Raw genomic sequence first — 25,457 nt, 5'->3', positions numbered from 1 at the left:
GGTGAAGAAAAATTTCATTTTCACAGGCGTCTCGGTGGCGAGTCGTCTGCTTACCAGTCTTTTCCTGTTCGTACTGCTTGCGAGGCTTTGGGGGCCTGAGGAGTTCGGACTATTCAGTTTTTTCTTCAGTGTCGCGACAATGGTTGCTCTGCTGGTCGATTTTGGCTTTCAGGGCTACCTCCTAAGAGAGATAGGCGCGCACTCAGAGCGGGCGGCTGGATTGGTTTCTGAGGTTTTTTCGACAAAACTGGTTCTACTTGGATTCTGTTCGCTGATTGCATTGCTTGTTGTTTTTATTTTTCGAGACTCGCCGAGTGTCTCACTGGTCGTGCCGTTGTTTCTGGCAGCTTTTGCGGTGTCGTTTTCGGAGTTTTTTATTTCACCACTTCGAGCACTTGGGCGCTATGAACTCGAAACGGGATTGATTACCGCAGCGAATATCATGCTTTTTTGTGTTGTCGGACTGGCTGCCTATCGTGGCGATAACCCCGCGATGGTGGCATGGTTGATTGCGGGGGTACGATTTCTTCAACTTGCAATGTCAGCCCTTCTCTGTCGGAAAGTGGTATCTGGCATTGTGCTCGGGTTTTCGTCGATACGCTCCTCCTGGGCGGTAGGCAAAAGGGCGTTCCCCTATGGTTTCGATACTGCACTGGTCGTCGGCTGGAACCACGTTGACATCATTGCCGTGCGAATTCTTTACGGAGACCACATCGTAGGTATTTACGCTGCAGGCCAGAAAATTGTTCAAGGCGCGTGTGCTCTTGCACCTGTCATAGGGAATGTGATGATTCCGCGATTGGCACGAGAGTCGCGGGCTCAAAATCCGAAGCTGACGAGAACTTCGATCATCACGACTCGTCTTTTGTTCGGGATGGGTGTGTTTTTCGCGATCCCGATCATCGTTTTTTCTGGCCAGATTGCACCTTTAGCGTTTGGGCCGGCGTTTGCTTCCCTCTCCGACTACCTCTGGTTTTTCGGTCTGGTGATCATTTTTCGATATCTCGCCGCCGGGTATGGGGTATTGGTGACAGCCGTCGGATTGCAGGCAAAACGTGTAGTGTCACAGGTTGTCGCATTCTTGATATTTCTACTCATGATTGTCTGCATATGGATTTTCTCTCTGCAAATTGAGTTTGTGTTGGGCGCGTTGGTTTTTTGTGCAATAACCTTGGCGGTACTTTATCGATCTCTCTGGTTGGGATTCAGGCGCGGTTTTTTGGCTGCAGATAATGGCGGTAGTGCAAATTGAAAAAGAAAATCCGTGTTGGCCTGCTGTGGCACAGTGCAGACTCTGCAAACCTGGGTGTTGGCGCATTGACGTTTTCGCAGATCACGCTTGCGGAGCGCGCTGCAACCACTGCTGGCGTCGAATTGGAGTTTCTTCTGATTGGATGGGGTCGCGATCAGATCGCTTACTCGAAGCCCATCGTCGGTTCATGTCAGATTAATTTCAAGCGATTCTCATTGCGAGACAGAAAACTCGTCGACGCATTCCGCTCTTGCGACCTCGTACTCGATATTGGGGAAGGGGACAGTTTTTCGGATATTTACGGAGCGAAGCGGCTTACTTACTTGATCGGCTCCAAGCTATACGCTCTGGTTTTGAAGAAGCCTCTCGTAATGAGCCCTCAGACACTTGGGCCATTCAAGGGCAAAATCGCCGCGTGGTGTGCTGATTTCGTAATGAATCGTTCGCGCGTCGTCTGCTCCCGTGACGTGCTGTCGACCGAGTATTTCCGCAGCAGATCTTTGAAGGCCCGTTTTCATGAGGCAATAGACGTCGCTTTTGCCTTGCCTTTCAAAATGCTTGAGAAGTCTGCCGGGCGCGTATCCGTAGGCTTGAATGTTTCTGGTCTTCTATGGGCTGGCGGCTACAGCGGGAAAAACCAGTTCGGTTTGACCTTCGACTATCGCGCCATGATTGAACGACTTGTCGAGTTCTTCATTGCTCAGCCTGATGTTGACTTGTATCTGGTTTCACATGTTGTTCCCGACAATCGAGTCGAGGAAGATGACCTTCATGCTGCGCGTGAAATCGCTGGCAAGTTTCCGTCGGTGAGAGTGGTCGATAAGTTTGAAAACCCGTCTTCCGCCAAATCGTTCATTTCTGGCCTGGATTACTTCGTGGGCGCGCGTATGCACGCCTGCATCGCTGCATTTTCTTCTGGGGTAGCGGTCGTGCCGATGGCATACAGCCGCAAGTTCAGAGGTTTATTCTCGACACTGGACTATCCGTACGTGGCGGATTGCTTCAGCGATGACGCCGAGCATGTTTATGGGCTGATCACGCGGTCGTTCCATGAGCGGGCGGAAATCGCGACAAAGGTTGCGGAAGGAAACGTCAAAGCCCAGCAGCGGCTGGATGGTTACGTGGCATTGCTTGCTGAAGTGTTCGAAGAGGCTGCCAATGCTTGATCATCCTGAAGACATCGCGCGCGCCGGCCTCTGCTCGGGTTGCGGAGGGTGCGTTGTTGCAGCGCCCGACAAGATCAGGATGGAAATTGACCGCACCGGTTTCTTTCGCCCCGTTGTGTCCTCGGACCTCTCCGACGCGGAGCGCCTTGTGGTGGGTAGCCTATGCCCGGGCATATCGCTGGAACATCAGCCCAGCCAGGACTACCTTCCGGCGTGGGGTCCGGTTAAGTCATGCTGGGTAGGCCATGCTTCCGCTGAAGATGTTCGTTATGTCGGGTCCTCGGGTGGGGTTGTGACCGGGACCGCGCTTTATCTGCTTGAAACGGGGCAGATCGATTTCGTGGTGCATGTGCGCGGCTCGACTACGCACGCTCTCGAGAACGAGGTGGTATTCAGTCGCAATCGTGAATCCTTGCTGGGCGGCGCCGGTTCAAGATACAGCCCCGCTGCTCCGGCTGCCGCGATCCCTCGTGCCCTTGCAGAGCCCGGTCGTTTTGCGTTCATCGGCAAACCCTGTGATGTTGCGGCTGTGCGCAAGATGCTTGATGCACGCCCTGAACTGAACGCGCGGATTCCTTATTTGCTTTCATTCATGTGCGCCGGCACGCCGAGCGCACATGGAACGATAGAAATCATCAAGAAGTTTTCACTCGATCCCGCACAGGTGGTCGAATTCCGCTATCGAGGCCGAGGTTGGCCAGGAACGACGGCTGCCCGGACGAAAGATGGCGCTGAAGCGCAGATGGACTACAACACCGCCTGGGGAAAAATCCTGAATCGTCACCTTCAGCCGCGCTGCAAGATATGCGCAGACGGAACGGGCGAGTTCGCCGATCTGGTCGGTGCGGATGCGTGGTACGGCAAGGACGGTTATCCTGATTTTGCCGAGCGGGATGGTCGCAGCCTTGTCATCGCCCGCACGCTCAAAGGCGAAGGCCTGCTGGGCAATGCGGCAGCAAGCGGCCATCTGGTGGTCGAGACCTTTGAACCGTCGCAGATCACCCCGATACAGCCCTATCAGGTGAAACGTAAGCGAAGTCTGCTCGCCCGCCTTCTTGCATTGAAAGTCATGCAGCGGCGGACGCCGCGATACAAGGGCATGCATCTGTGGCGCCTGGCTGTCTCAGCGGGACCGGTCGAGAACCTGAAAGTGTTCCTCGGATCGGTGAAACGCATCGCCGGCAACAGGCTTTGATTGCAGTGCCTGCAATCCATTTCAAGGCGACACCCATGTCGCAAGGGGATCAGTAGTGTTCGGTTACAGCCTGAAGCAGGGATCTTTCGTGCTGTTCGCAGTCTTCTTCGGGGCCTTTCTCGCACTGGCCCTCGTGCTGACGGGACCAATACCACCTTTCATTCTGCTGTTGCCTGTCCTCGCACTTAGCGTCTTCGCGATCCCCCGCCAGGAAGGCGTGAACTACAACCGATTGTTTTTGCTCACGATCGGGTGGTTGGTCTTCACTTTGCTGTGGCCGCGCTATGTGAGCTTCAGGTTGCCAGGGGTCCCCGACATCCTGCCTGGCCGTGTGCTCTTTGGCCTGTTGCTTGTCATGTGGATTTTCCTGTTGGTCAACAGCAAGACGCTCTGGGCAGATTTTGCAGCCGTGGTGCGCCGGCACCGATTTGTTTTCGGAATCTTCTTTGCCTATGTGGCATTGCGTTTGCTGAGCGCGGTGTTCTCGCGCTACTTCGTCAACTCGGCCTACGTTCTGCTGAACGAACTGCTGACCTATTTCCCGCTGATTGCGATTGGTGCCATCGTGTTTTCAACCGCTGAGCGGCTACGCTACTTGATGATGGCGTTTGCCGGCACCGCGATTGCCTTGGGGGCGCTGGGTGTGATGGAAGCTGCACTTGGTAAAAATATCTTTGCAGCCTATCTGCCAGGCTTCTTTTCGCTTTCTTCAGAATATCTTGAGCAAATCGTCCAGGAAAAGATACGTGGCGGTTCGTATCGAGTACAGGGCACCTTCGGCCATCCTTTGCTATACGCACAGTTTCTGCTCTTCGCTACGCCATTCGTGGCTTTGTTTTTGAATCCCGAAAGAAAATTCAGAAGCTTTCTTATTTTGCTTGCGCTGGCCGTGATTGGCGTGGCCGTCGTCCGCTCTGGTTCGCGCTCCGCAGTAATCGGCGCTGTGATTGTGGGTATGTTATGGCTGGCGCTTGCGTTGTTTGGTCAGATCATTGCCAAGACCACGTCGCGAATGTCCTGGCTGGCTTTATTCGCCGTGCCACTTGTACTTACATCCGCAGTACTGATCGCCTTGCAATCGACCGACTATGTGATTGGCCGTGATCGAGCCGAGTACAACAGTTCTAACGCACGCGTTGAAATGTACCTGAAGGGCTTCGAGGTCACGTCGGAGTCTCCGGCCGTCGGCCACGGGCCAGGTCTAGCCATTGAGTTAATGGGTTTCGTTGGAACTGGCGGTGTGAGAACTCTCGACAGCTATTATGTTTCAGTAATGGTTGAATCCGGGTTTCTCGCTATAAGCGCGTTCCTTCTTTTTGGTATTTCCGGTGCCCTTGTGGCCGCAAAGGTTGGGCTTACGTCGAGAAGCGCATTCAACAGAGCTGTCGGTCGCTCGATAGCGTGCGCAATCGTGGGCGTGATGCTGATGTGTTCGATTCTGTCCACCCCACATAATCTGCCGTTTTATTTTCTTCTGATCGGGGTCTCGCTCGCGCTGAAGCAAGTCGATGAAAACGACGCGCGTGAGAGCGCTTAGTTGCTGACCATGTTCTTGAGATATCTCCGCGGGCTTGCGTGGCTGATGGCAGGGCTAGCCTCACAGCCCCTGCACGCCGCCAGCCTACCGCCAGATTGCCGTGCCTTTGGTGTCAATTACTTTGATGTTTTTTCATCGTTGCTTGCTAATTCGACCAGTACGCGCACGGAGGATGGCTTTGTAGAATTGGCTGCTGCAAGAGTGCCTTTCGCACGCTTCATGGCTACCGGTTTCTGGCCTGATGAGCTAAAGCTCTACTCGGAAGATCGTGACGGCTACTTCAGGTTAATGGACCGCGTTTTCCGAGCGGCGGAGAATAACGGTGTCGGTCTGATTCCCAGCCTGTTCTGGAATTATTCGACAGTGCCCGATCTGGTCGGGGAACCCGTGGCGAAGTGGGGCGACCCGAGCAGCCGCACGACCGCTTTTGCGCGGCAGTACATTTCCGATTTCGTGCAGCGCTACAAGGACTCACCAGTCTTGTGGGCGTACGAATTCGGAAATGAAATGAATCTGTACGTGGATCTGCCCAACGCTGCAAAGCTGCGCCCGAAAACGCTTCCTCATAAGGGCACGCCCGAATTCAGAACGGCTGGCGACGAGATTACCAACGAGGATCTGTCCGTCGCTTATCGGATTTTCGTTGAGACGGTGCGGAAGTACGACACTCGCACACTGCTGTCCACCGGTGCAGGCTTGCCGCGCAAGTACGCATTCAACAACGCTAAGAGTCGATCCTGGAAGGTGGATAGCGAAGGCGAATTCCGCACGATGCTCGGGCGGCACAATCCCGACGACTTCGGACTGCTATCGTTTCATGTCTATCCTCATCACGAGCATCAGTACTTCGGGAAGGCATCTTTCGGTCAACTGTTCGATGCGATCGTTTCCGCCGCGAAGCATTCTGGCCAACTCGTTTTTGCTGGTGAATTCGGGGCTTCACGTGAAGTGCCTGCGCAGCGGGATGCATTCGAAAAGCTGATACATGCTCTCGATGAGAGCGGCGTGAATCTTGCCGCGCTGTGGGTCTATCGATTCGACTATCAGTCGGCCACGTTCGATGTGCGTCCCGGAGGCGATACGGCCTGGATGCTGGACCGTATCTCGGCATTCAATGCTCAGTACGCGGCCAAAGGGCGTCTTTGCGGTCTTAGAAATTGAGTTCAGGCATTGAGGTGGTATGTGCGAGTCGGTCTTGCTTACGTCAATTACAACTCCAGCCGGTTCGTCATTGAAAGCCTGCGATCGCTTGATCGCAGCATGTTTGATGCGATCGTCGTCGTCGACAACTGTTCGCCGAAGGATGATGTTGCGATCATCTGTTCGACGTATCCGGAAGTCCACCTGCTGCAACTGCGGGAGAACGTAGGTTTCGGCGAGGGCTGCAATGCCGGGGCACGCTGGCTGATCGATGAACGCGGCGTAGATGTGGTGTTCTTTCTCAACCCGGATACCCGGGTTGATCCACGTGCTGTCGCCGAAATGCTGAAGGGATTCGAGGATCCGTGTGTCGGTGTTGTTGCACCACGGATCACCACCGACGAGACGCGCCCTCGCATCTGGTATGGCGGCGGCGAAATGAAATGGTGGAAGGGTTCGGTTTCGATCGACCATTTCGGCGAGCTCGATGAATCCGTCAGCATGCACGCTCGCGACGTCGGTTTCGCATCGGGATGCGCATTCATGGTGACGCGAGCGGTGTACCTCGAAGTCGGCGGCTTCCATCCGGCCTATTTCATGTACGAGGAGGATGTCGAATTCTCGCTCGCGGTGCTGCAGGCCGGCAAGCGCATTCGCTTGATACCGTCGGCGGTCGTACGCCATGTTGGCCAAGGCAGCATTCTCGGTGACGAGCAGGAAGAAACTCGCAAGGTGCGCGGCATCCTCAATCCGCGCAATCCGAAGCTGCCCTTCTACGTTCGGCTGCTGAGCCGAAATCGCTGGCTCACGGTGCGCCGTCATGGCGGCGTGCGCGGGTTTGCCATCTATGCCTTCGCAGGCAGTGCGTGGTGGATGTTGAAATTGTTCCGATTCCTGATGGCCGGCCGCCTGGACGCTGTGCGGGCCGCCCTGAAGGGTTCGATGGAAGGTCTTCTTTACCGTTTTTGAGGTCACCATGGTTGCGCAGATCGACAAGCAGTATTTGAAGTTCCGGCCGACCAAGGCTGTGTCACGCCTCGTCAGCTACGGACTGTTCGAGGGGCGTCCGCTGACGACCAAGGGCCGCTGGATCAATCCGCTGGTGTTCATGCATTTCGCGCTCGAGAAGGCGTTACCTGCCGTGCGCGAGGTCAAGGCGCCCATATTCATCATTGGAACCGGGCGCAGCGGCACCACGATTCTTGGTGTGGTGATGTCCATGCACAAGGATGTGGGGTTTCTGAACGAGCCCAAGGCGCTATGGCATGCCGGTGTGGGCTTCGAGGATGTCATCGGCAGCTACACGCGCAAACCGGCCCGTTATCGGCTCGATGCATCCGACTGTACCGAACCGATCCGCAGCAATATCAGGAAGATGTTCGGCGCCTATCTCGCTTCGGTGATGTCGAAGCGTCTGGTCGACAAATACCCCGAACTGGTGTTCCGGGTTCCATTCGTGAAGAGCATCTTTCCCGATGCCAGGTTCGTTTTTCTCGTCCGCAACGGGTGGGACACGTGTGCGTCGATCAACAAGTGGTCCCGGCGCCTGGGGGTCACCGAGTCTGGCGAGGTGCACGACTGGTGGGGTGCCGACAATCGGAAATGGGCGCTCATGCTGGACGAACTGATTGCAACGGACGAACTGCTCGCGCCGGTCATCGATGAGATCCGGGGTTTCAGCAAGCACACCGACATGGCGGCCGTCGAATGGATCGTCACCATGCGCGAGGGCATGAGGCGCAAGCGCGAGTATCCCGACGATGTGCATATGGTTCGCTATGAGGACATGGTGCAGCAGCCCCGTCAGGTCTTGGACGAGGTACTGCGCTTCTGTGGCCTTCCCGACGACTCGGTGTTTTTCGAGTATGCCGAGACCGTGCTTTCTCCGGCACCGATGCACGAACCGTTCGAACTGCCGGAAGTCATCCGGTCACAGTTCAAGCAGACGATGTGCGAACTGGGATACGGAGAGCCGACTTGACGGCGCTTTCGGTCGCGCTGATCGAACCGGTCGGCAGTCATGGCGGGATGGATTACTACGATTGCGGTTTCGCAGCAGGTCTGGCCGACAACGGCGTGCGTTGCATCTGGTATTCCTGCGACATCTCCGAAGTGCGGGGGGCACGCCCTGTCACGCTGAAGCGCACCTTCCAGGGCATCTGGGGGAAGTCCAGTCCGGTGCTGCGCGGGATGCGATACGTGCGTGGCCTGATTGCCACCCTTCAGGATGCCGGCCGTGAGCGGCTGAACCTTGTGCACCTTCATTTTTTTCATGTGGGCGCGCTTGAGTTTCTGTCGGTGCTCTTCGCTCGCATGGGCCGTTTCGGGGTTTTCGTCACCGTTCATGACGTCGAGGCATTCAAAGCCGGTGCCCGGGCCATGTGGCTGCAGAAGATCACTTACGGCATGGTGTCCGGCATCGTTGTCCACAACGAGGTGAGCCGGACAGAGTTGTTGAATCACTTTCCGATACTTGCGCCGAGGGTGTCCGTAGTGCCGCATGGGAGCTATCTCGGATTGGTGCCCCCACTCGTACCCATGCAGGACGCGCGCCGTTCGCTGAATCTTGGTGCAAGTGATCGAGTGATCCTGTTTTTCGGGCAGATCAAGTCGGTCAAGGGGCTGGACGTTCTGATCAATGCGTTTTCGCGGATCGCATCTTCCGATCATCGTTATCGTCTGGTGATTGCCGGGAAGGTCTGGAAGGACGATTTCTCCCTCTACCAGCGGCTGATCGAGGAAGGCGGCGCGGCCGAGCGCATCTCGCTGAACATCCGCTATATACCCGATGCCGAGATTCCGGCCTTCTACGGAGCGGCGGACGTGGTGGTGCTGCCCTATCGAAAGATCTATCAGAGCGGTGTGCTTCTGATGGCCATGAGTCTTGGTACGCCTGTCGTGGTCAGCGATCTTCCGGGAATGACGGCCATTGTCGAAGACAGGCGGAACGGGCTCGTCTTCAGCTCGGAGGATGAAAGCCATCTCGCGCAGGTGCTTGAGGGATTCTTCGCCGAGCCAGCACTGCGCGACACCGTCGTGCACAACGCACGTCAGGACATGCAGGATAAATTCGGCTGGACGTCGGTTGCCGGACAGTTGCGCACCTTTTACGAAAACAAATCTGCAGGACGACATCAAGCATGACAGCTTCTGCCGGCAAACCTTGTCTGCGCATTCTCGGCACTCGCGGTGTACCTGCCGCCCACGGCGGGTTCGAAACCTTCGCTGAATATCTGGCGCGCCATCTGGTCAGCAAGGGCTGGCGAGTCATCGTCTACTGCCAGGAGGACGGCGAAGGCCCGATCTTCACGGATGTCTGGGAAGGCATCGAGCGTGTGCGCATTCCGGTGTCCGCAGGCGGGCCGCGCGGAACCATCATCTTCGACTGGAAGGCCACCGTGCATGCCGCGCGATCGAAGGAGCTCTGCCTGACGCTTGGCTACAACACCGCGGTGTTCTGCACTCTGTTGCGAGTGAAGGGCATCCCGAACGTCATCAATATGGATGGCATCGAGTGGAAGCGTCAAAAGTGGGGAACGGTGGCCAAATTCTGGTTCTGGGCTAACGACTGGGCCGGATGCTGGCTGGGCAATCACCTCGTAGCTGATAACCCTGGAATCAAGGACCATCTTCTGACACGCGTTGGCGAGAAGAAGATCACCATGATTCCCTACGGTGCAGACCGACTGTCGTCAATGCCCGAGGAACCCGTGCTGGCCCTCGGCTTGGAACCGGGCCGATACTGGACGGTGATCGCGCGTCCCGAACCGGAAAATTCAATCCTCGAGATCGTGTCCGCGTTCTCGCGTCATCCGCGCGGCGCAAAACTGGCAGTTCTCGGCAAATATGAGCCGGAACGAAATGCCTACCACAGGGCAATCATGGATGCGGCTTCAGATGAAGTCGTTTTCTTGGGGGCCATCTACGATGCCCCGATCGTAAAGGCACTGCGGTTTCATTCAGAAGGCTATATACATGGCCATCAGGTTGGTGGGACGAATCCATCGCTCGTAGAAGCGATGGGTGCAGGAAATGCAATCGTCGCGCATGGGAACAAATTTAATCAATGGGTTGCTGGCGAAAGTGTCGCCTACTTCAACTGCGAAGAGGATTTGGATCACATTCTTGGTGGTCTGATTGGAAGTGTAGAGTCAATAGAAAAAATTAAGTCTGTTGTCGCTTGCCGATACAATAAAGAATTTACTTGGGGGGTGGTGCTGGGCGAATACGAGATCATGCTTCAGCGGTTTTCGTAAATTAGCGAGGGTGTTGCTTGGTCTCGTGAATTTTTGGTACGGAATGGTTTTGATAATTCAAGGTCGAAAATGGCGAATTTTTTTGCGGTAAATCGAACTATTTCGGAAAGAGTTCAAGAGACTGGTGGTCGAGCTACGGGTTTCGATTACATGCGACTAATTCTTGCTGTGTTAATTATTGTTTGGCATAGCTTGGCAACTGCATATGGAACGTCGGTTCCAAAGGGGATAATGGAATCGCCGGTGCGCGCTTTTATAGCACTCATACTTCCTATGTTTTTCGCACTTAGTGGCTTTCTGGTAGCAGGAAGCTTGGAGCGCTCTAAAACGTTGTTCGTTTTCCTTGGCCTTCGAGTGATTCGAATATTTCCGGCGTTAAGTGTCGAGGTATTGATTTCTGCGTTCATTATTGGGCCTTTTTTTACAACGTACAGCCTTGGTGAATATTTTTCAAGCGAGATTTTTCTTAAGTATTTCTTTAATATCGTCGGTCATATACAGTACGCCTTGCCTGGTGTTTTTGAAAGCAATCCGCTTCCAAATATCGTCAACGGGCAGCTTTGGACCGTTCCTTATGAACTTCAGTGTTATGTGGCGTTGGCTTTAATTGCCGGAGTTGGGGCGGTAAAGCGTCACTACGCATTTTTGTGCATACTGTTGCTTCTCACTGTACTGGCGATAGTGAAATATTTGCTGGCGAATACAGGTGAGATTTCTGTTGCTAATGGAGCAGTGCCTGGTACTGTCCTTGTTTTGAGTTTTTTGGCAGGGGTTGCGATCTATATATTTAAGGAATCGATTCCTTGGGACGGACGCTTGGCGTTTGCGTCGGCTATAGTGTCCTTGGTTCTCCTTTCTGTTCCGCTTGGAGATTTCTTTTCACCTTTGATTATTGGTTACCTTACTGTTTATCTAGGCTTGATGAACCCGGCAAAGTTTTTTCTACTCCGAGGGGCGGACTACTCCTATGGGATATTTTTGTACGGGTTCGCGATCCAGCAAGCGGTATCGGCAATCGGTGCCTGGACGCATCATTGGTGGGTGAATGTCGCGATAGTTCTGCCATGTTCTCTCCTAATTGCTGCCTTGTCTTGGCATTTTATCGAGAAGCCTGCTCTTGGTTGGCGAAAGTACTTGTATGCAGCAGAGCCGACCTGGTTGAGAGTCTTCTCCAGAGCCAAGAATGCTTGAGGCTTATTTTTTGTCTCGCGCAGCGTTTCGACGAGCGTAAATACATGGTGGCGCGGGATATCAAAGGGTGATTGTTCGCAATGAGATGACAGGCGCTTCAAACACGGGTTTTATGGCGCGCCGCCACCATTTTTCTCTTATATGTTTTCATCGCATGTGATTCAACGAGGGCTGGTGGCCGGTTGGTCCATATCATGTCATTGACAAAAAATACATATTTCCCGGCAGTGGATGGCCTGAGAGCCGTCGCTGTACTTTCTGTCCTTTTATTTCACGTAGACGCGATAGTTCCGGCTGGTTTCATCGGGGTCGATATATTTTTCGTGATCTCGGGCTTTGTCGTGGCATCAGCGGCGATGAGCTTGCCCGTGGATTCATTCCGGGAGTTTCTGAACGCCTTCTACGCGCGGCGTGTCCTCAGAATCGTTCCGGCGCTGGCGGTCGTTGTTCTGGTGACTTTCGTCGTGGATGCCCTGATCGTGCCCGACGCGTGGCTTAGCGATGCGAATCCGAAGTCGGGCCTGGCTGCGCTTTTCGGTCTGAGCAACGTATTCTTTGCCTTGACTTCGAATGATTACTGGTCGCCGCGGACCGAGTTCAACCCGTTCACCCATACATGGTCACTTGGCGTCGAAGAACAGTTCTATCTGATCTTTCCGATTTTATTTTTCGGGTGGATGCAGGGTAGACGTCGATTTGTGACATTTCTTCTGGTGAGCCTTATCGGGCTCTCTCTCCTCGCCTTGTATGTCGTTCAGGAAAGTTATTCGAGAACGATTGCGTTTTACAGTCTGCCAACGCGCTTCTGGGAACTTGGACTGGGTGTGCTGCTGTTCATGTCCCGTGACGTCTGGCGTCCGGCATTTTCGGGCATGAACCGATCCAGCGCTGAAGCGGTAGGCGCAGTCGCATTGGCTGCGATGGTCGGTTGCCTGCTATGGATTGATGCATCTCGCTTTCCATGGCCGTCAGGGCTTATACCTGTGCTGCTGACGCTACTCCTGATCATGCTGGGGACGACCCGGGACGACTGCGGAGTTGTACGGCTGCTTTCGAAGCCTGCGGCAGTGTTCGTCGGAAAGCTGTCGTACTCGCTTTACCTGTGGCACTGGCCTGTGATCGTATTCATGAAATGGACCACTGGCCTTGCCGACTGGCCACATCAGCTAGCGGCATGTGTCATTTCGTTCGCACTTGCCTGGGCTTCATGGCGGTATGTCGAGAATCCGGTTCGTTACTCGCAGAAATTGAAGTCTCTGCCAAAGGGGCGATTGGTACTGTCAGGCATCGGCGCGATGGCGGCATTTGCAGCCGTTGCGGTGCTAGTGGTATTTGCGAAACCCCACATTTCAATGAGTGTGACCAGCGATGAAGCCGTCTGGCATCCCGATGCGGTGCTTCCGGTCACCGCCGCGGATCGAACCTGTGCGGTGAAGGACGGGAAGGACAGTTTCGGCTCGGGAAGGCGGTTCGACTTCTCCCCTGTGGATTGCGAGAACGTCGATGCCCCGAGAGTGTTTGTCGCCGGTGATTCCCACGCATGGGCTTATTCTTCGATGCTTCGTTTCTACGCGGCGACAACTGGATCCAGCGTCTCGATGTTCACGTCTCCGGGGTGCAGCGTATTCAATATGCGCAACTCCTCAGCTACGATCGGACGAGGCTGTGAGGAATTCGTCGCAAGCCTGTTCGCCACACTCCAGAAGGAGGCACGGCCAGGTGATGTGTTGTTTTTGCCATCACTGCGTTTGCCGCGATTCGGTGACCAGTGGGGGGGGGCGAAAATTTCGCCAGTGGCGTCGATTGATAGGCAAGCCGCGGTTACCGAGGCAATCGGCCGACTCGAAACGCTTTCGGTAATTGGCGTGAAGGTGTTTTTCGAAGCGCCCAAGCCTGTCTTTCGAGTGCCGCTGTTCCGGTGTTCCGATTTCTTCAACAAGGACAATCCCGATTGTGACGGCGGGCTGGAGGTTTCTCGCAAGGAACTCGATGAACTTCGAACGCCTGTTCTTTCGGCGATGAGGCAGGTCAAGGATCAGGTGACCGGCGTAGAGATCTGGGATCCATACGTTCTTCTGTGCCCGGACGATGTCTGTTCGCCCGTTCGCGCTGGCAAGCCATTGTTCTTTGACGGTGATCACCTTACTGCTTATGGAAATTCCATCGTTGCCGAAAGCTTCCACCAAGCACTTCGTGCACATTGACCTGTCCTGGGTTGTGCTTCGTCGATGCTGCATCGTCTTATTTTGTTGTCTGTTGCCATCCGTGGGAGCCGTCAGGGCCAATGAGCTCCGGTTGGCCGGCATATTCAATGATTACGGCGTACTGCAGCGGGACACACCTGTTCCGGTATGGGGCTGGGCTGCTCCTGGTGCAACGGTAAGTGTCCGTTTTGGGGCGCAGACCCGGGAGGCCACCGCGTCCATAACTGACGGATACTGGCATGTGACGCTCGAGTCCATGCCGGCTGATGGAAAAGGGCGGGAACTGGACGTCTCGGCGGGCAAGACATCGGTTCGGAAGCGAAACCTCGTAGTAGGGGACGTGTGGCTGGTGTCCGGCCAGTCGAACATGGTCATCACGATGCAGGCACCACAGACAACGGTCCTGCAGGAAAAGATTGGGGCTGCGAGCAACGGCAAGATTCGGCTCTTCCAACTGCCCAATGCATCGTCCGACGTTCCGCTCAAGGATACGTCGGGGCTTTGGCGTCCTGCGGTATCGCCGAAAGCCGTGCAGTCGATGCCTGCGATCGGCTATTTGTTCGGCGAACGTATCCAGACCGAACTCACCATACCGGTTGGTATCGTCGTGGCCGCGACGCCTTCGACCGTCATACAGAACTGGATCCCGGCGGATGTCCTTCGGGCCAACCCGCTGAGTCGCCGGTTTGTCTTGCAGTACGAGTCGGCACGTGCCCGGTTATCCGCCGGATCGGCGCGCGCTGGAGGCAGCAGGATTCCGGCGGGAGCGCCTGATTCACCCTGGAATCCTTCGGCATCGTTCAACTCGAAAATCCTGCCCCTGGCACCTTTCGCGTTCAAAGGGGTGCTCTGGTATCAGGGCGAAGGCAATGTCGAGGACTCGGAGATCTATCCGTCGCTGTTGAACGACTTGGTCGACTCATGGAGGGAAGTCTTTCAGAGAGCTGATCTTCCATTCATCGTCGCAGAATTGGCACCGTATCAACGCCCCGCATCGAGCGTCAAGGACAGCGCTCGTGCAAGGTTTGGTGAAGGGTTACACGCGTTCGCTGCGCGTAAGAGCAAGGTTTGGGTGGTCACTCTGGTGGATGCAGGCAGCCGCGATGACATTCATCCCGCACGCAAGGAGATCCCTGCCGATCGCTTTGCGCGTATGGCGCTTGCAAAGGTTTATCAGCTGAAGATCGATGCCGAAGGCCCGCGATACGTCGGTATCGAGATCAGGAGCGGTGACGTCATGGTGAAGTTCGATAGTGCTGCTGCACATCTCGCTATCCGGAGTACTGACAGTGCAGGCGTGATGAGTGACGCCGATCGCGCCGTCGGTTTCGAGCTGGCGGGTGAGGACCAGGTGTTCCATCCAGCGGACGCAGAGATCACGGGCATTAATGTTGTCACCGTACGCTCTTCGAAGGTCATGAATCCTGTCGCCGTGCGCTACGCGTGGCGGGATTATCCGGAGTGCAATTTGGTCGGCGCCAACCAGATACCGGTCGCTCCGTTCAGAACGGATGACTGGCCCATGAAGGCGTTCTGACAGCGCGGACGTCGGTATCTCGGTTGCCGTGCTGTCCCACTCGCACCCCAAGCCTGTCAGTTTTCGCAGCGCATTCAGGCTGGAGATCCTTCGTGCCGTTCTAGGCCCGATCAGGCGCTCGGCCAGGTAGCTTGTCAGCGAAGCTGCGCGAGATTCAGGAATGAATCCTGAGCCATGTAGTGTCGCAGCAGAATCACGCAAAGCCACAGCACGTCACACTCTCCTGACATCTTGGGGTGGTACCGTCTGTGCGGTTGCCGACTTAACAGATGTTTCCATTTGTTAGTTTTGCTTAATCCTGTCGTGGCGTACCCGTGTACCCCCCATGAGCTGACGCGACCTGCCGTGTGACTGGGTAACAGCGCGCCACCTTTCTGCGGAGCCTGCCATCACGTCGGCAAGTTGCCTGGTTGTCCCTTTCAGCTGGTGAATTTCGAGTGTTCCTTCTGCGCTTTTCTGTTGGCCTGGCCTTGGTGTTCCTGTCGTCGTTGGCGGGTGCTGCCGGGCTTGTGGTCAGATTGGTCGACCATGTGACGGACGTTGGGATGTCCAACCATGAACTCCACGCATTCGAACGCACCGCCACGGGCGACTTGTGGCGTGCAAAACGCAGCACGGACAGCTCAGGTACGGCCAGCTTCGAGCTGGATGGGTTAGGCGCAGGCAGGAACTACATTCTGAAAGCGCAGCCTTTCGGACCGTGGGTGGAAGGTAGTTTGATCACAGCTGGCGGTACGCAAGAGTTGCGTGTGGGCAAGCTGCAGGTACAGGTGTTTGACGGGATGACGGGCCTGCCCCGGAGCGGTCAGACCCTCGCACTAAAGCGGTGGTCAGCGGACGGCGCCCATACGTGGGTCATGAGCGGAATCAGCGATGCGCAGGGCTGGGTGAAGATTGATCCGCCAGGTGTGGGTACGGAGCGCTACATCGTAACGGCGACCAGTCCGACGGTTGGCTATGAAAAGGTCAGCGAGATCCTTTTGACCAAAGGGCCGCACAGGTTTGTGCTTGGCAATGATCCGGTCGTGATTGAAATGGCGGATTCGCTCAGCGGTTCGGCGCTGACAGGAAAAGTAGTTGAGGTATGGGATCGATCGACGTCCGAATTCGTCATCAGGCGCACGACCGACGGCAGCGGCCATGTAAGGCTTGATCTCGATGGGCTTCTGTCCGGTCGGCGCTATGTCGCCAAGTCCCAACCCTATCTTCAGCAGGTGCAAGCGGAAATCGCGTCCGCCGGGGTGAAAAAGCTCGTTGCAGGCGCCTTGCAGGTTCAGGTGGTTGATGCACGAAACAATTTGCCCTTTGCCTGGAAGGACGTATCGCTGCAGGAGCGTTTGCCGGACGGAAGCCATCAGGGTGCAGGTGTCTTCCGCACCGACGGCGAAGGACGGGTAAGGCTGGATCCTGCCGGTTTCGGTAGCCGCAGTTATGCGATTCGCGCGGTGAGCCCGGTTGACGGCGTCAGCAAGACGAGCGAAGCCTACAGTTCCCCCGGCAGCTATCGATTCATGGTCGCTCAGGGTGCCGTTACCGTGCGCCTTATCGATCATGTAACCGACGCGGGGCTTGCAGGGCTCGAATTGCACGCCTACGAGCGTTCTGCCACTGGCGATACATGGCGCGCAAAAAAAACGACCGACGCTCAGGGAAATGCCAGCTTCGATCTTGACGGGCTAGGCGGCGGTCGCAACTATGTTCTGAAGGTGCAACCCTTCGGCTTCTGGGTCGAGAGCGAGTTGCTCACGGCGCCGCGAAATTTCGGCTTTCGGGTCGGGACACTGCAGGCACAGGTGGTGGACGGCGTGACCGGGCAGGGCAGGGCGGGGCAGCAGGTCGGCCTCAAGAAATGGTCGCCCGACGGCGCCCACACCTGGGTCATGGGGGGCAAGACCGACGCGTCGGGCTGGATCAAGCTCGACCCACCCAATGTCGGAACCGTGCCCTATGTCTTTACAGCGACCAGCCCCACCGATGGCGTGGAGAAGATCAGCGATGTCTATCGGAGCAAGGGCCCGCATCGATTCGTGATGGGCAATGCACCGATCGTTGCGCAACTTCGCGATGCGGTGACCGGTGCGGGCATTGCAGGGAAGCTTGTCGAGATTTGGGAAGTGACAGACAACGCACCAGTCCTCCGGCTGAAGCGTACGACCAGTGAATCAGGTCAGGCCAGCTTTGATGTGGATGGCCTTGCGTCAGGCCGTAAGTATTTTCTGAGGACGCAGCCCTATCTTCAGACGGTTCAGAGCGCAGTGATCAATGCTGCCGGAGCGCAACTGCTGAATGCCGGCACCCTGCAGGTGCAGTTGATCGACGCAAGGAGTGGCAAAGGCCTTTCGCTGCGATCGGTGTCACTGCTTGAGGTAGTGAGCGATGGCGCCCTCAGGTCGGCAGGTACGTTCTCCGCTGACGTGGAGGGGCGCGTCCGGCTGAATCCGGAAGGGCTGGGCAGTCGCAGATATGTCCTTCGCACCACAAGTCCGATAGACGGGACGACGAAGACCAGTCAAACCTACAGCGCTGTGGGAAGCCATCAGTTCAGGCTGGCTGCGAGTGCGCTCACGGTCAAACTGATCAATCACGTAACCGATGCGGGCATGCCGAATGTCGAACTGAATGTGTTTGAGCGGACTCCTGCGGGTGATGTCTGGCGTGTCAAGCGCGCGACCGAAGGCGAAGGCACGGCTAGTTTCGATCTCGATGGGCTCGGTGAAGGACGCAACTATGTAGTCAAGACGCAACCCTTCGGCGCCTGGGTCGAAAGCGAACTGATCACGGAACCGCGCGGTCTCGGTTTCCGGGTGGGCGCACTGCAGGTCCAGGTAATCGATGGACAGACCGGGCAAGGACGCGCGGATCAGGCGGTGACGCTCAAACGCTGGTCGCCGGACGGTGCGCATGTATGGGTGATGGCAGGACGCACTGATGCTCAGGGCTGGGCGAAGCTCGACCCACCCAACGTTGGAACGGTGCCTTATGTCTTGACGGCAACCAGCCCGACGGATGGTCGCGAAAAAATCAGCGACATCTATCGTGGCAAGGGGCCGTATCGCTTTGTACTCGGTAACGATTCGGTGGTTGTGCGCGTTCAGGATTCGGTCAGTGGAGCAGCGATTTCCGGCAAGAATGTTGAGGTTTGGGAAAAGACAGGCGCTACTCAAGTCCTTCGCCTGACGCGAACTACGGATACCGCTGGCGAGGTGAAATTCGATCTCGATGGCCTTGCCGAGGGCCGCCGTTACGTCTTGACGACAAAGCCGTATCTGCAGGCCGTTCAGAGCGCAGAGATCTCATCGGCCGGATCGAAGGTGATCAAGGTCGGGGCGCTGCAGGTTCAGTTGATCGACGCCCGTAACGGGCTGCCGCTTGCTTGGAAGGATGTGTCGCTGCAGGAGGTGCTGGCAGACGGAAGCTTCAAGGGAGAAGGGGCGTTCCGGACGGACGGTGAAGGACGGGTGCGTCTGGACCCCGATCGGCTCGGCAGCCGGAAATTCGCACTCAGGGCGGTCAGTCCGCTCGATGGCGCGACCAAGACAAGTGCGACCTACAGCGCCGCTGGGAGTTATCAGTTCAAGCTCGCTCAAGGGGCGCTCACGGTCAAGCTTATCGATCACATGACCGAGGCTGGCGTCGCGAACGTCGAGCTTCACGCTTACGAAAGGACTGCTGGGGGCGACGTCTGGCGGGCCAAGCGTCTGACAGATGCCCAGGGCGGCGCCAGCTTCGATCTCGACGGTCTTGGCAGCGGGCGAAACTATGTCCTCAAGACTCAGCCCTTTGGCGTGTGGGTCGAAAGTGATCTGCTGACTGAACCACGTGGCTATGGCTTCCGCGTGGGTTCGGTTCCGGTCACTCTCATCGATGGTGCAAGGGGTACCGTGCTGTCGTCGGTCACCGTTATTGCATTCGAGAAATTGCCGGATGGCGCGCTGAAGGTTGCGAAACAGGGCATTTCCGATGGTACTGGCTTGATACGTTTCGATTTCGAGGGTTTGGGACAGGGGCGCGAATATGTGATGCGTGCCACCAATCCATTCGCCGACGGGCAGGATCATTTCAGCGATGTGCTGGCGTCACGGGGCGCGTATCGTTTCGCGATGATTCAGGGCGAAGACGAAGATCTGGACCGTACGCTACCGAGTATCGAGATCATGGATCCGGTGACCGATTCGCGCATTGCCTTCAACGGATTCCGCATCAGTGGTGTAGCCGATGACAACGTGTCGATTCGGGAAGTCCGACTCAAGCTTTCCCTCCCATCCGGCGCGACGATAGACAAGTCGGCTACTTGGCGTCCATCGAGCAAGACGTGGTTTGTTGAAACGGGTGCGCTTCCGGTCAGTTCGCCAGGAACCGTGACTATCGCGATGACTGCGGTAGACAAGTCTTGGAATGAGGCGACAGCGACCTTGTCGCTCGCGCTCATCAAAGACGTCACGCCACCGACAATCAGGGTCAACTCACGGCAGAGCGGAACTCAGGTTCCGACTGGGGGGTTCGTGGTCAGCGGAGCGGTCATTGACGACACGCTCGGTGTCGAACTGACTGCTGAAGTGAGTGGCGGCGGCATGGTCGGTGTGTCCAAGTTGGTTGAGGTGGCGCAGCGCACGGGCCGCTGGAGTGTGGTGGTTGCCCCCGAAGCCCTACTGGCTGGCGGTGTCTCCGTTGCGCTCGTCGCACGTGATGGCGGAGGCAACGAAAGCAGTCAGACCTTGTCCCTGACCCCGGTGGCCACGTTCAGCCGCGTCTGGCATGTCCTGCAGCGAACCTCGTTCGGCCCTTCACCGGACGCCTATCTGGCTGCAAGTCCTGGCGGCATGGGTGTCGATGCCTGGCTTTCCGCGCAACTTGTTCCAGATGAAGTGGCTGATGATGGCTGGGTATCGAGAGCAGAGAGCTTCGGCAGCAGCGTCAATATCGCGACCGGTGCCCTAAGGCAGGCTGCATACAGTGATCGTGCCTTGCGGGAAGTGATGACCTGGTTCTGGGACAACCACTTCAATACCCTCTTCAATTCGCATCACAACAGTCTGTTCGAGCAGAACGAGAACAATGCTTTCCGGACATTGGCTGTGGGTCGATTCCGTGATCTGCTTGCTGCGAGTGCCAAAAGTCCTGCGATGCTCTACACGCTGGATGGTCGGCACAATCGGATGGGGCGCCCCAATGAGAACTACGCCAGAGAACTCATGGAATTGCACACGATGGGCGTCGATGGCGGATACACCGAGCGCGATGTGGCGGAAGTGGCCCGCGCGATGACTGGCTGGACGGTGGTCGATGGCCAGTTCGCTTTCGATGCAGCGGGCCACGATGTCGGAGCCAAGAACGTTCTCGGAGTAGTGATCCCTGCCGGAGGCGGACAGGCGGATGGCGAGAGAGTCCTGGACATCGTGGCGTCACATCCCTCGACTGCACGCTTCATCTGCAGGAAGCTGGTGACGTACTTTGTGTCGGATGTGCCTGTCGATGCTCTCGTGACGAGCTGCGCGCAGACGTTCATCAGTCAGCAGAACGCGCCGGATCAGATCAGACAGGTGCTGATGGTGATTCTTTCTTCCTCGGCGTTTCGAGGGGACAGCCATGTGCGGGCGAAGCTGAAGACGCCTCTGGAGTTCGTACTCGGTTCGGTCCGGCAACTTGGCGGCGAAAATGTCGGAGACGACATCCCGATCGAACTGCAGCGTCAGGGAATGCCCCTGTTCCTCAATCCCGTGCCGACTGGTTACAGCGATCTCGGATCCGCATGGCTCAGCAGCAGCATGCTGCATTCACGCGCGCGTTTTGCCGATCGACTGCTGGCTTACGCGCCTGCCGGGGCGCAGGTCCAGTTCAACCTTTCGGGCCTGATGAACGACGAGGGATTCGATACTGCGGAAGGCGTGTGCGGCAGGTTGCTGGAACGCCTGCTGGGCCCGACTTTCGTGAAACGCCACATGGATGTCGCAATGAACATCTTGACGGAGGGGGGGCTTTACCCCTGGCTTCCGAGCGCCCCGGATCGCGAGGTCCGCCTGCGGCGTCTTGCCAAGGCGCTGCTGCTGCTTCCTGATTATCAGTACCAATGACGCCAATCGAATCTATTTCCTCAGGGACGATGCAATGAAACGACGTGAATTTCTTCGTGCCCTGGGTCTTGGGGCCATCGCTTGCGGAAGCGGAATGCCGCTTGCGCATGCCGCGAGCGACAGGGTGCTGGTCCTTGTTTTCATGCGCGGTGGATGGGATGGCTTGAATGTCGTTGTTCCGCATGGTGACGACAGCTATTACGCGCTCCGTCCGACGATTGCCGTGCCCGCACCCGCTACGGGGGGCAGTAGCGCAGCATTGGACCTCGATGGGTTCTTCGGCTTTCACTCTGCGATGACTGACCTGTGGCGTCTGTATCAGGAAGGGTGGGTTGCAGTCCTGCCTGCTGTTCACTATTCGAACTCGTCGCGTTCGCATTTCTCAGGCCAGGACGTCATTGAATCTGCCACGACCCCCGCAGTCGTCAATGGTTGGCTGGCGAGATACATTCAGGCGTTCGGTGCCGGCGATTCATCACGCGCGCTGAGTTTCGGTGTGAAGCCGCCTTTGAGCCTGATGGGCCTTCCATCTCCCGCGTCTGCGTATCAGGACATATCCGGGCTGAATCTCGCATCGGCTGCTACCGATCAGACGCTGCTTTCCAATCTGATCCAGGAGACCTATGCGTGGCCAGCAGAAAGCCGGAATCCGAACGGAAGCGCCTTGAAGACAGTTGGCTCGAATCTCGTGCCCGAGTTGGAGTCCTTGCGCTCGATAGGTCAGGCCGCCGCCGGGGGCGGGGCAATCTATCCGTCCAGCGTTTTCGGAAGGCAGATGCGGCAAGCCGCAGCGCTCATCAAGGCAAGGTCAGGCCTCGAAATCATTACGGTCGATTGCGGAGGATGGGATACGCACAGCAATCAGGGAAACGATGCGTCGGGCCGTATGGGTCGGTTGCTGACCGATTTCTCGTCGACCATAGGCGCCTTCTTCCAGGATCTGGGCGGCACTGCGTCGCGTGTGACGGTACTTACAGCGACCGAGTTCGGTCGTACTGCGGCCGAGAACGGCAGCCTCGGTACCGATCATGGCGACGCGTCTGCGTGGCTGGCGATGGGGCCGAACGTGCGAGGCGGACTGCATCTGGGGAGCGGTTGGCCCGGACTCGGAACCGATCAGCTGGTAGACGCCCGTGCCCTGAGGCATACAGTCGATTTCAGGTCTGTTTACGCGAACGTGTTGAGTCGTTTCATGGGTGCATCGGGAGTGGGGTCAGTGCTTTCGGGCTACTCGGGACACGAGGTAGACATCATCGCCTGACGGCGCGGCCTTTCATCCTCCGCTTCAGCGCGCGAACGGAAAAAACACCGGTACAAGCAGCAGGACGGTGGCGCCATAGGCGATCGAAACCGGCAGACCGACGCGTACGAAGTCGAGCATGCGGTAGCGGCCGGGTGAGTACACCATCAGATGGGTCTGGTAGCCGAACGGAATCAGGAAGCCGGCGCTGGCTCCGTACATGACGGCCATGATGAAGGGCATCGGGTCGGCGTCGAAGGCGCGTGCCGTCGACAGCGCGATGGGGAAGGCCAGCGCGGCGGCTGCGTTGTTGGTGACCAGCTCGGTCAGGATCACCGTCAGCAGATAGATGCCGATGAAGGCGCCGATCACGCCGTGACCGTCGTACAGCATGCGCAGCGCACCGGTCATCAATTCGGCGGCGCCGCTGCTGTCGAGCACCTGGGCGATCGCCAGCGATGAACCGATGGTGAGCACCAGGTCGAACGGGAAGCGCCGCCGCATTTCCGCGAGGGTGAGCAGCCCGCTCAGCACGAGGCCCGCCAGCAACAGCAGCAGGCCGGTGAACAGCGGCAGGATTTCGAGACCCGAAAGCGCAATCACTGCCGCGAAGGCGGTCAGCGTGAGCCGGCTCTGCATCGGTGTGAGGCGCGGCCGCACGGTGCCGCCCACCAGGTGGAAGTTGCGGTCGATGTTGCGGTGATTCGCGAAATCGGGGCCGACCGCGAGCAGCAGGCTGTCGCCGACGTGCAGCGGCACCCGGCCGAGCTGACCGGTGAGCCGCTTTTCACCGCGGCGTATGCCGACCACGCCCGCATCGAACATGGTGCGGAAGTCGACCTCGCGCAGGGTTTTGTTGGCCAGTTCGGACTGGCTGGACACGACCACTTCGAGCAGGTTGGACCGCAGCAGCGCGTCGGCTTCGACACCGAACACCTGCAACCCGTCGAAACGTTGCAGCGCGCTCATCTTGTCGATCTCGCCGGTGAAGATGAGCACGTCGCCCACTTCGATCACTTCAGCCGGCGCGACCGGGGAAATCAGCCGGCCGTCACGCATGATTTCGAGCAGGAACAGCCCTTCGAGATTGCGCAGGCTGTTCTGTTCGATGCTGCGGCCGATCAGCGACGAGGTGTGCTCGACCCGCGCTTCGAGAAAATACGCCTGCTGCGCTTCGCGGCTGTTGGCCGAATGGCGCGGCAGCAGCCGCACGCTGAACGCGAGTACGACGATGCATACGAGCGCAACCGGTACGCCCACCCATGCGGGATCGAACATGCCGAGCGGCGACATGCCCGCATTCACCATCAGCGAACTCACCACCAGGTTGGTCGAAGTGCCGACCAGAGTGGTGACGCCCCCGGCAATCGCGGCAAACGACAGCGGAATCAGCAGCAGCGATGCCGGGTGATGGCGCTGCTTGGTGACCACGCCGAGCAGCGCACCGACGACGGCGGTGTTGTTCAGGAACGCCGAAAACAGCGCGGTGATCGAGGTGAAACGCATGACCGCGCCGACGGGCGAGCCGCGCAGCAGCTTGTCCGACACCCGTTCGAGTATCGGAGAGCGTTCGATGACCAGTGACACCAGCAGCAGCATGACCAGCATGGCCAGCGCCGGGTTGGTGTAGCTGGCAAGCCATGCCTTCTGGTCGAGCAGGCCGAACAGGTAGTAACAGCTTGCGAGGCCTGCGAACAGCGGTGCCGGTGCAATGCGCCCGTGCACCAGCAGGATCAGCAGCAGCGCGATGGACGACAGAACAATCCAGGCAGTCATCGCATGCGGCTCAGCCGCCAAGCCCCCAGGCTGCGAAATGCGGATTCGCGAAATCCGGCTTGCCGTAGGTGAACGCCGAGCCATCGATCTGCTCGATGTGCCCGCCGGCAGCGATCAGCACGGCGTGGCCTGCGGCGATGTCCCATTCCATCGTGCGTCCGAGACGCGGATAGACATCGGCTTCGCCGGCGGCAATCAGGCAGATCTTCAGTGACGAACCGGCGTTGCGCAGCTCGGCGACCTTGCGGCCCGCAAGATAGGCATCGAGTGCCGCCGCGTCACCGTGCGAGCGGCTCGCGACCACGGTCAGGCCGGCTTCAGGCGTGGCGCGGCAACGGATTTCACGTACACCCGCCGCGTCGTCCACCCAGGCGCCAACGCCTGAAACGCCGGAGAACATGCGGCCCTGAGCCGGCGCCTGAACCACGCCCAGCACCGGCTGGCCGTTCTCGATCAAGGCGACATTCACGGTGAATTCGCCGTTGCGGTTGATGAACTCTTTAGTGCCATCGAGCGGATCAACAAGCCAGAACGATGCGCCGTCGGCAGGGCGCTGGCCTGCTTCCGTCGATTCTTCCGACACGATGAACACGTCGGGCGTCAGCGCCTTCAGCCGTGCCACGATGAGGTCGTCGGCCTTGCGGTCTGCGAGGGTGACCGGAGAGTTGTCTGATTTATCAGTGACTTCGAAATCCGTCGCATAGACGTCCATCACGCATTGCCCGGCGTCGCGGACGATGTCGAGCAGTGCTGCGTGCAGTGCCTTGAGGTCGGCGGTGGTTCTCATGAGCGCTTCCAGATGAGGGGGCTGATGGCAACAAACCTGGTCATTAAATAATTAATTCACACTGTTTGCGCACTGAATGGTTTTACTCTACATGACGCCTGCCAC

Annotated in this window: 16 protein-coding genes; 14 read left to right on the top strand and 2 right to left on the bottom strand. The window is 57.4% G+C overall.

Features of this window, described 5'->3' with window-relative positions:
• The first annotated feature begins 1 nt into the window (after position 1).
• The 14 genes from BSY238_RS02065 (at position 2) to BSY238_RS02005 (ending at position 22,810) form a co-directional block, all read left to right on the top strand.
• Entirely contained in the window at positions 2-1,252 is a 1,251-nt protein-coding gene (locus BSY238_RS02065) for an oligosaccharide flippase family protein (protein ID WP_069037693.1), read from the top strand.
• Positions 1,249-2,418 (top strand): polysaccharide pyruvyl transferase family protein, encoded by a 1,170-nt coding sequence (locus BSY238_RS02060; RefSeq protein ID WP_083223880.1) that lies wholly within the window; start codon positions 1,249-1,251, stop codon positions 2,416-2,418. Before BSY238_RS02065 ends, BSY238_RS02060 begins: the two co-directional genes overlap by 4 nt.
• Complete coding sequence (locus BSY238_RS02055; RefSeq protein ID WP_069037692.1) at positions 2,411-3,613, top strand: Coenzyme F420 hydrogenase/dehydrogenase, beta subunit C-terminal domain; 1,203 nt, start codon at positions 2,411-2,413, stop codon at positions 3,611-3,613. Before BSY238_RS02060 ends, BSY238_RS02055 begins: the two co-directional genes overlap by 8 nt.
• 55 nt (positions 3,614-3,668) lie before the next feature.
• A complete protein-coding gene (locus BSY238_RS02050; protein ID WP_069037691.1) occupies positions 3,669-5,150 on the top strand; it encodes an O-antigen ligase family protein in 1,482 nt (493 codons plus the stop codon).
• Positions 5,151-5,159: 9 nt separating this feature from the next.
• Positions 5,160-6,311 carry a cellulase family glycosylhydrolase gene (locus BSY238_RS02045; RefSeq protein ID WP_223300367.1) on the top strand — a complete coding sequence of 384 codons (1,152 nt, stop codon included), beginning with the start codon at positions 5,160-5,162 and terminating at the stop codon, positions 6,309-6,311.
• Between the two features lie 99 nt (positions 6,312-6,410).
• Entirely contained in the window at positions 6,411-7,259 is an 849-nt protein-coding gene (locus BSY238_RS02040) for a glycosyltransferase family 2 protein (protein ID WP_190295045.1), read from the top strand.
• Positions 7,260-7,266: 7 nt separating this feature from the next.
• Positions 7,267-8,271: a sulfotransferase family protein gene (locus BSY238_RS02035; protein ID WP_069037688.1), complete on the top strand. Its 1,005-nt coding sequence runs from the start codon at positions 7,267-7,269 to the stop codon at positions 8,269-8,271.
• Complete coding sequence (locus BSY238_RS02030; protein ID WP_069037687.1) at positions 8,268-9,434, top strand: glycosyltransferase family 4 protein; 1,167 nt, start codon at positions 8,268-8,270, stop codon at positions 9,432-9,434. Before BSY238_RS02035 ends, BSY238_RS02030 begins: the two co-directional genes overlap by 4 nt.
• Positions 9,431-10,546, top strand: a complete 1,116-nt coding sequence (locus tag BSY238_RS02025; protein ID WP_069037686.1) for a DUF1972 domain-containing protein — start codon at positions 9,431-9,433, stop codon at positions 10,544-10,546. Before BSY238_RS02030 ends, BSY238_RS02025 begins: the two co-directional genes overlap by 4 nt.
• A gap of 69 nt (positions 10,547-10,615) precedes the next feature.
• On the top strand, positions 10,616-11,737 hold the full coding sequence (locus BSY238_RS17905; RefSeq protein WP_083223877.1) for an acyltransferase family protein: 1,122 nt from the start codon (positions 10,616-10,618) through the stop codon (positions 11,735-11,737).
• A gap of 194 nt (positions 11,738-11,931) precedes the next feature.
• Positions 11,932-13,941: an acyltransferase family protein gene (locus BSY238_RS02020; RefSeq protein ID WP_069037685.1), complete on the top strand. Its 2,010-nt coding sequence runs from the start codon at positions 11,932-11,934 to the stop codon at positions 13,939-13,941.
• Positions 13,826-15,478: a sialate O-acetylesterase gene (locus BSY238_RS02015; RefSeq protein ID WP_083223876.1), complete on the top strand. Its 1,653-nt coding sequence runs from the start codon at positions 13,826-13,828 to the stop codon at positions 15,476-15,478. The genes BSY238_RS02020 and BSY238_RS02015 overlap by 116 nt, the downstream gene beginning before the upstream one ends.
• A gap of 437 nt (positions 15,479-15,915) precedes the next feature.
• A complete protein-coding gene (locus BSY238_RS02010) occupies positions 15,916-21,549 on the top strand; it encodes a DUF1800 domain-containing protein (protein ID WP_069037683.1) in 5,634 nt (1,877 codons plus the stop codon).
• A 34-nt stretch (positions 21,550-21,583) separates the two neighbouring features.
• Entirely contained in the window at positions 21,584-22,810 is a 1,227-nt protein-coding gene (locus tag BSY238_RS02005; RefSeq protein WP_083223875.1) for a DUF1501 domain-containing protein, read from the top strand.
• A gap of 24 nt (positions 22,811-22,834) precedes the next feature.
• On the opposite strand, the gene BSY238_RS02000 is transcribed toward BSY238_RS02005, so the two are convergent.
• Positions 22,835-24,565, bottom strand: coding sequence for an SLC13 family permease (locus tag BSY238_RS02000; protein WP_069037681.1), 1,731 nt, complete (start codon positions 24,563-24,565; stop codon positions 22,835-22,837).
• 10 nt (positions 24,566-24,575) lie between these two features.
• Positions 24,576-25,352, bottom strand: a complete 777-nt coding sequence (gene cysQ / locus BSY238_RS01995; RefSeq protein WP_069037680.1) for a 3'(2'),5'-bisphosphate nucleotidase CysQ — start codon at positions 25,350-25,352, stop codon at positions 24,576-24,578.
• Positions 25,353-25,457: the final 105 nt, after the last annotated feature.

The organism is Methyloversatilis sp. RAC08 (assembly GCF_001713355.1).
Lineage (GTDB): Bacteria > Pseudomonadota > Gammaproteobacteria > Burkholderiales > Rhodocyclaceae > Methyloversatilis.
Note: the sequence above shows the minus strand (reverse complement) of the source record. Positions and strands in the feature narration are given on the sequence as shown.

Bases quoted from the DNA above. Each gene is read 5' to 3' on its own strand.
- BSY238_RS02045 (WP_223300367.1), top strand. From the start codon at position 5,160: ATGTTCTTGAGATATCTCCGCGGGCTTGCGTGGCTGATGGCAGGGCTA.
- cysQ (WP_069037680.1), bottom strand. From the start codon at position 25,352: ATGAGAACCACCGCCGACCTCAAGGCACTGCACGCAGCACTGCTCGAC.
- BSY238_RS02005 (WP_083223875.1), top strand. From the start codon at position 21,584: ATGAAACGACGTGAATTTCTTCGTGCCCTGGGTCTTGGGGCCATCGCT.
- BSY238_RS17905 (WP_083223877.1), top strand. From the start codon at position 10,616: ATGGCGAATTTTTTTGCGGTAAATCGAACTATTTCGGAAAGAGTTCAA.
- BSY238_RS02025 (WP_069037686.1), top strand. From the start codon at position 9,431: ATGACAGCTTCTGCCGGCAAACCTTGTCTGCGCATTCTCGGCACTCGC.
- BSY238_RS02000 (WP_069037681.1), bottom strand. From the start codon at position 24,565: ATGACTGCCTGGATTGTTCTGTCGTCCATCGCGCTGCTGCTGATCCTG.
- BSY238_RS02015 (WP_083223876.1), top strand. From the start codon at position 13,826: ATGTCTGTTCGCCCGTTCGCGCTGGCAAGCCATTGTTCTTTGACGGTG.
- BSY238_RS02020 (WP_069037685.1), top strand. From the start codon at position 11,932: ATGTCATTGACAAAAAATACATATTTCCCGGCAGTGGATGGCCTGAGA.
- BSY238_RS02040 (WP_190295045.1), top strand. From the start codon at position 6,411: ATGTTTGATGCGATCGTCGTCGTCGACAACTGTTCGCCGAAGGATGAT.
- BSY238_RS02055 (WP_069037692.1), top strand. From the start codon at position 2,411: ATGCTTGATCATCCTGAAGACATCGCGCGCGCCGGCCTCTGCTCGGGT.
- BSY238_RS02035 (WP_069037688.1), top strand. From the start codon at position 7,267: ATGGTTGCGCAGATCGACAAGCAGTATTTGAAGTTCCGGCCGACCAAG.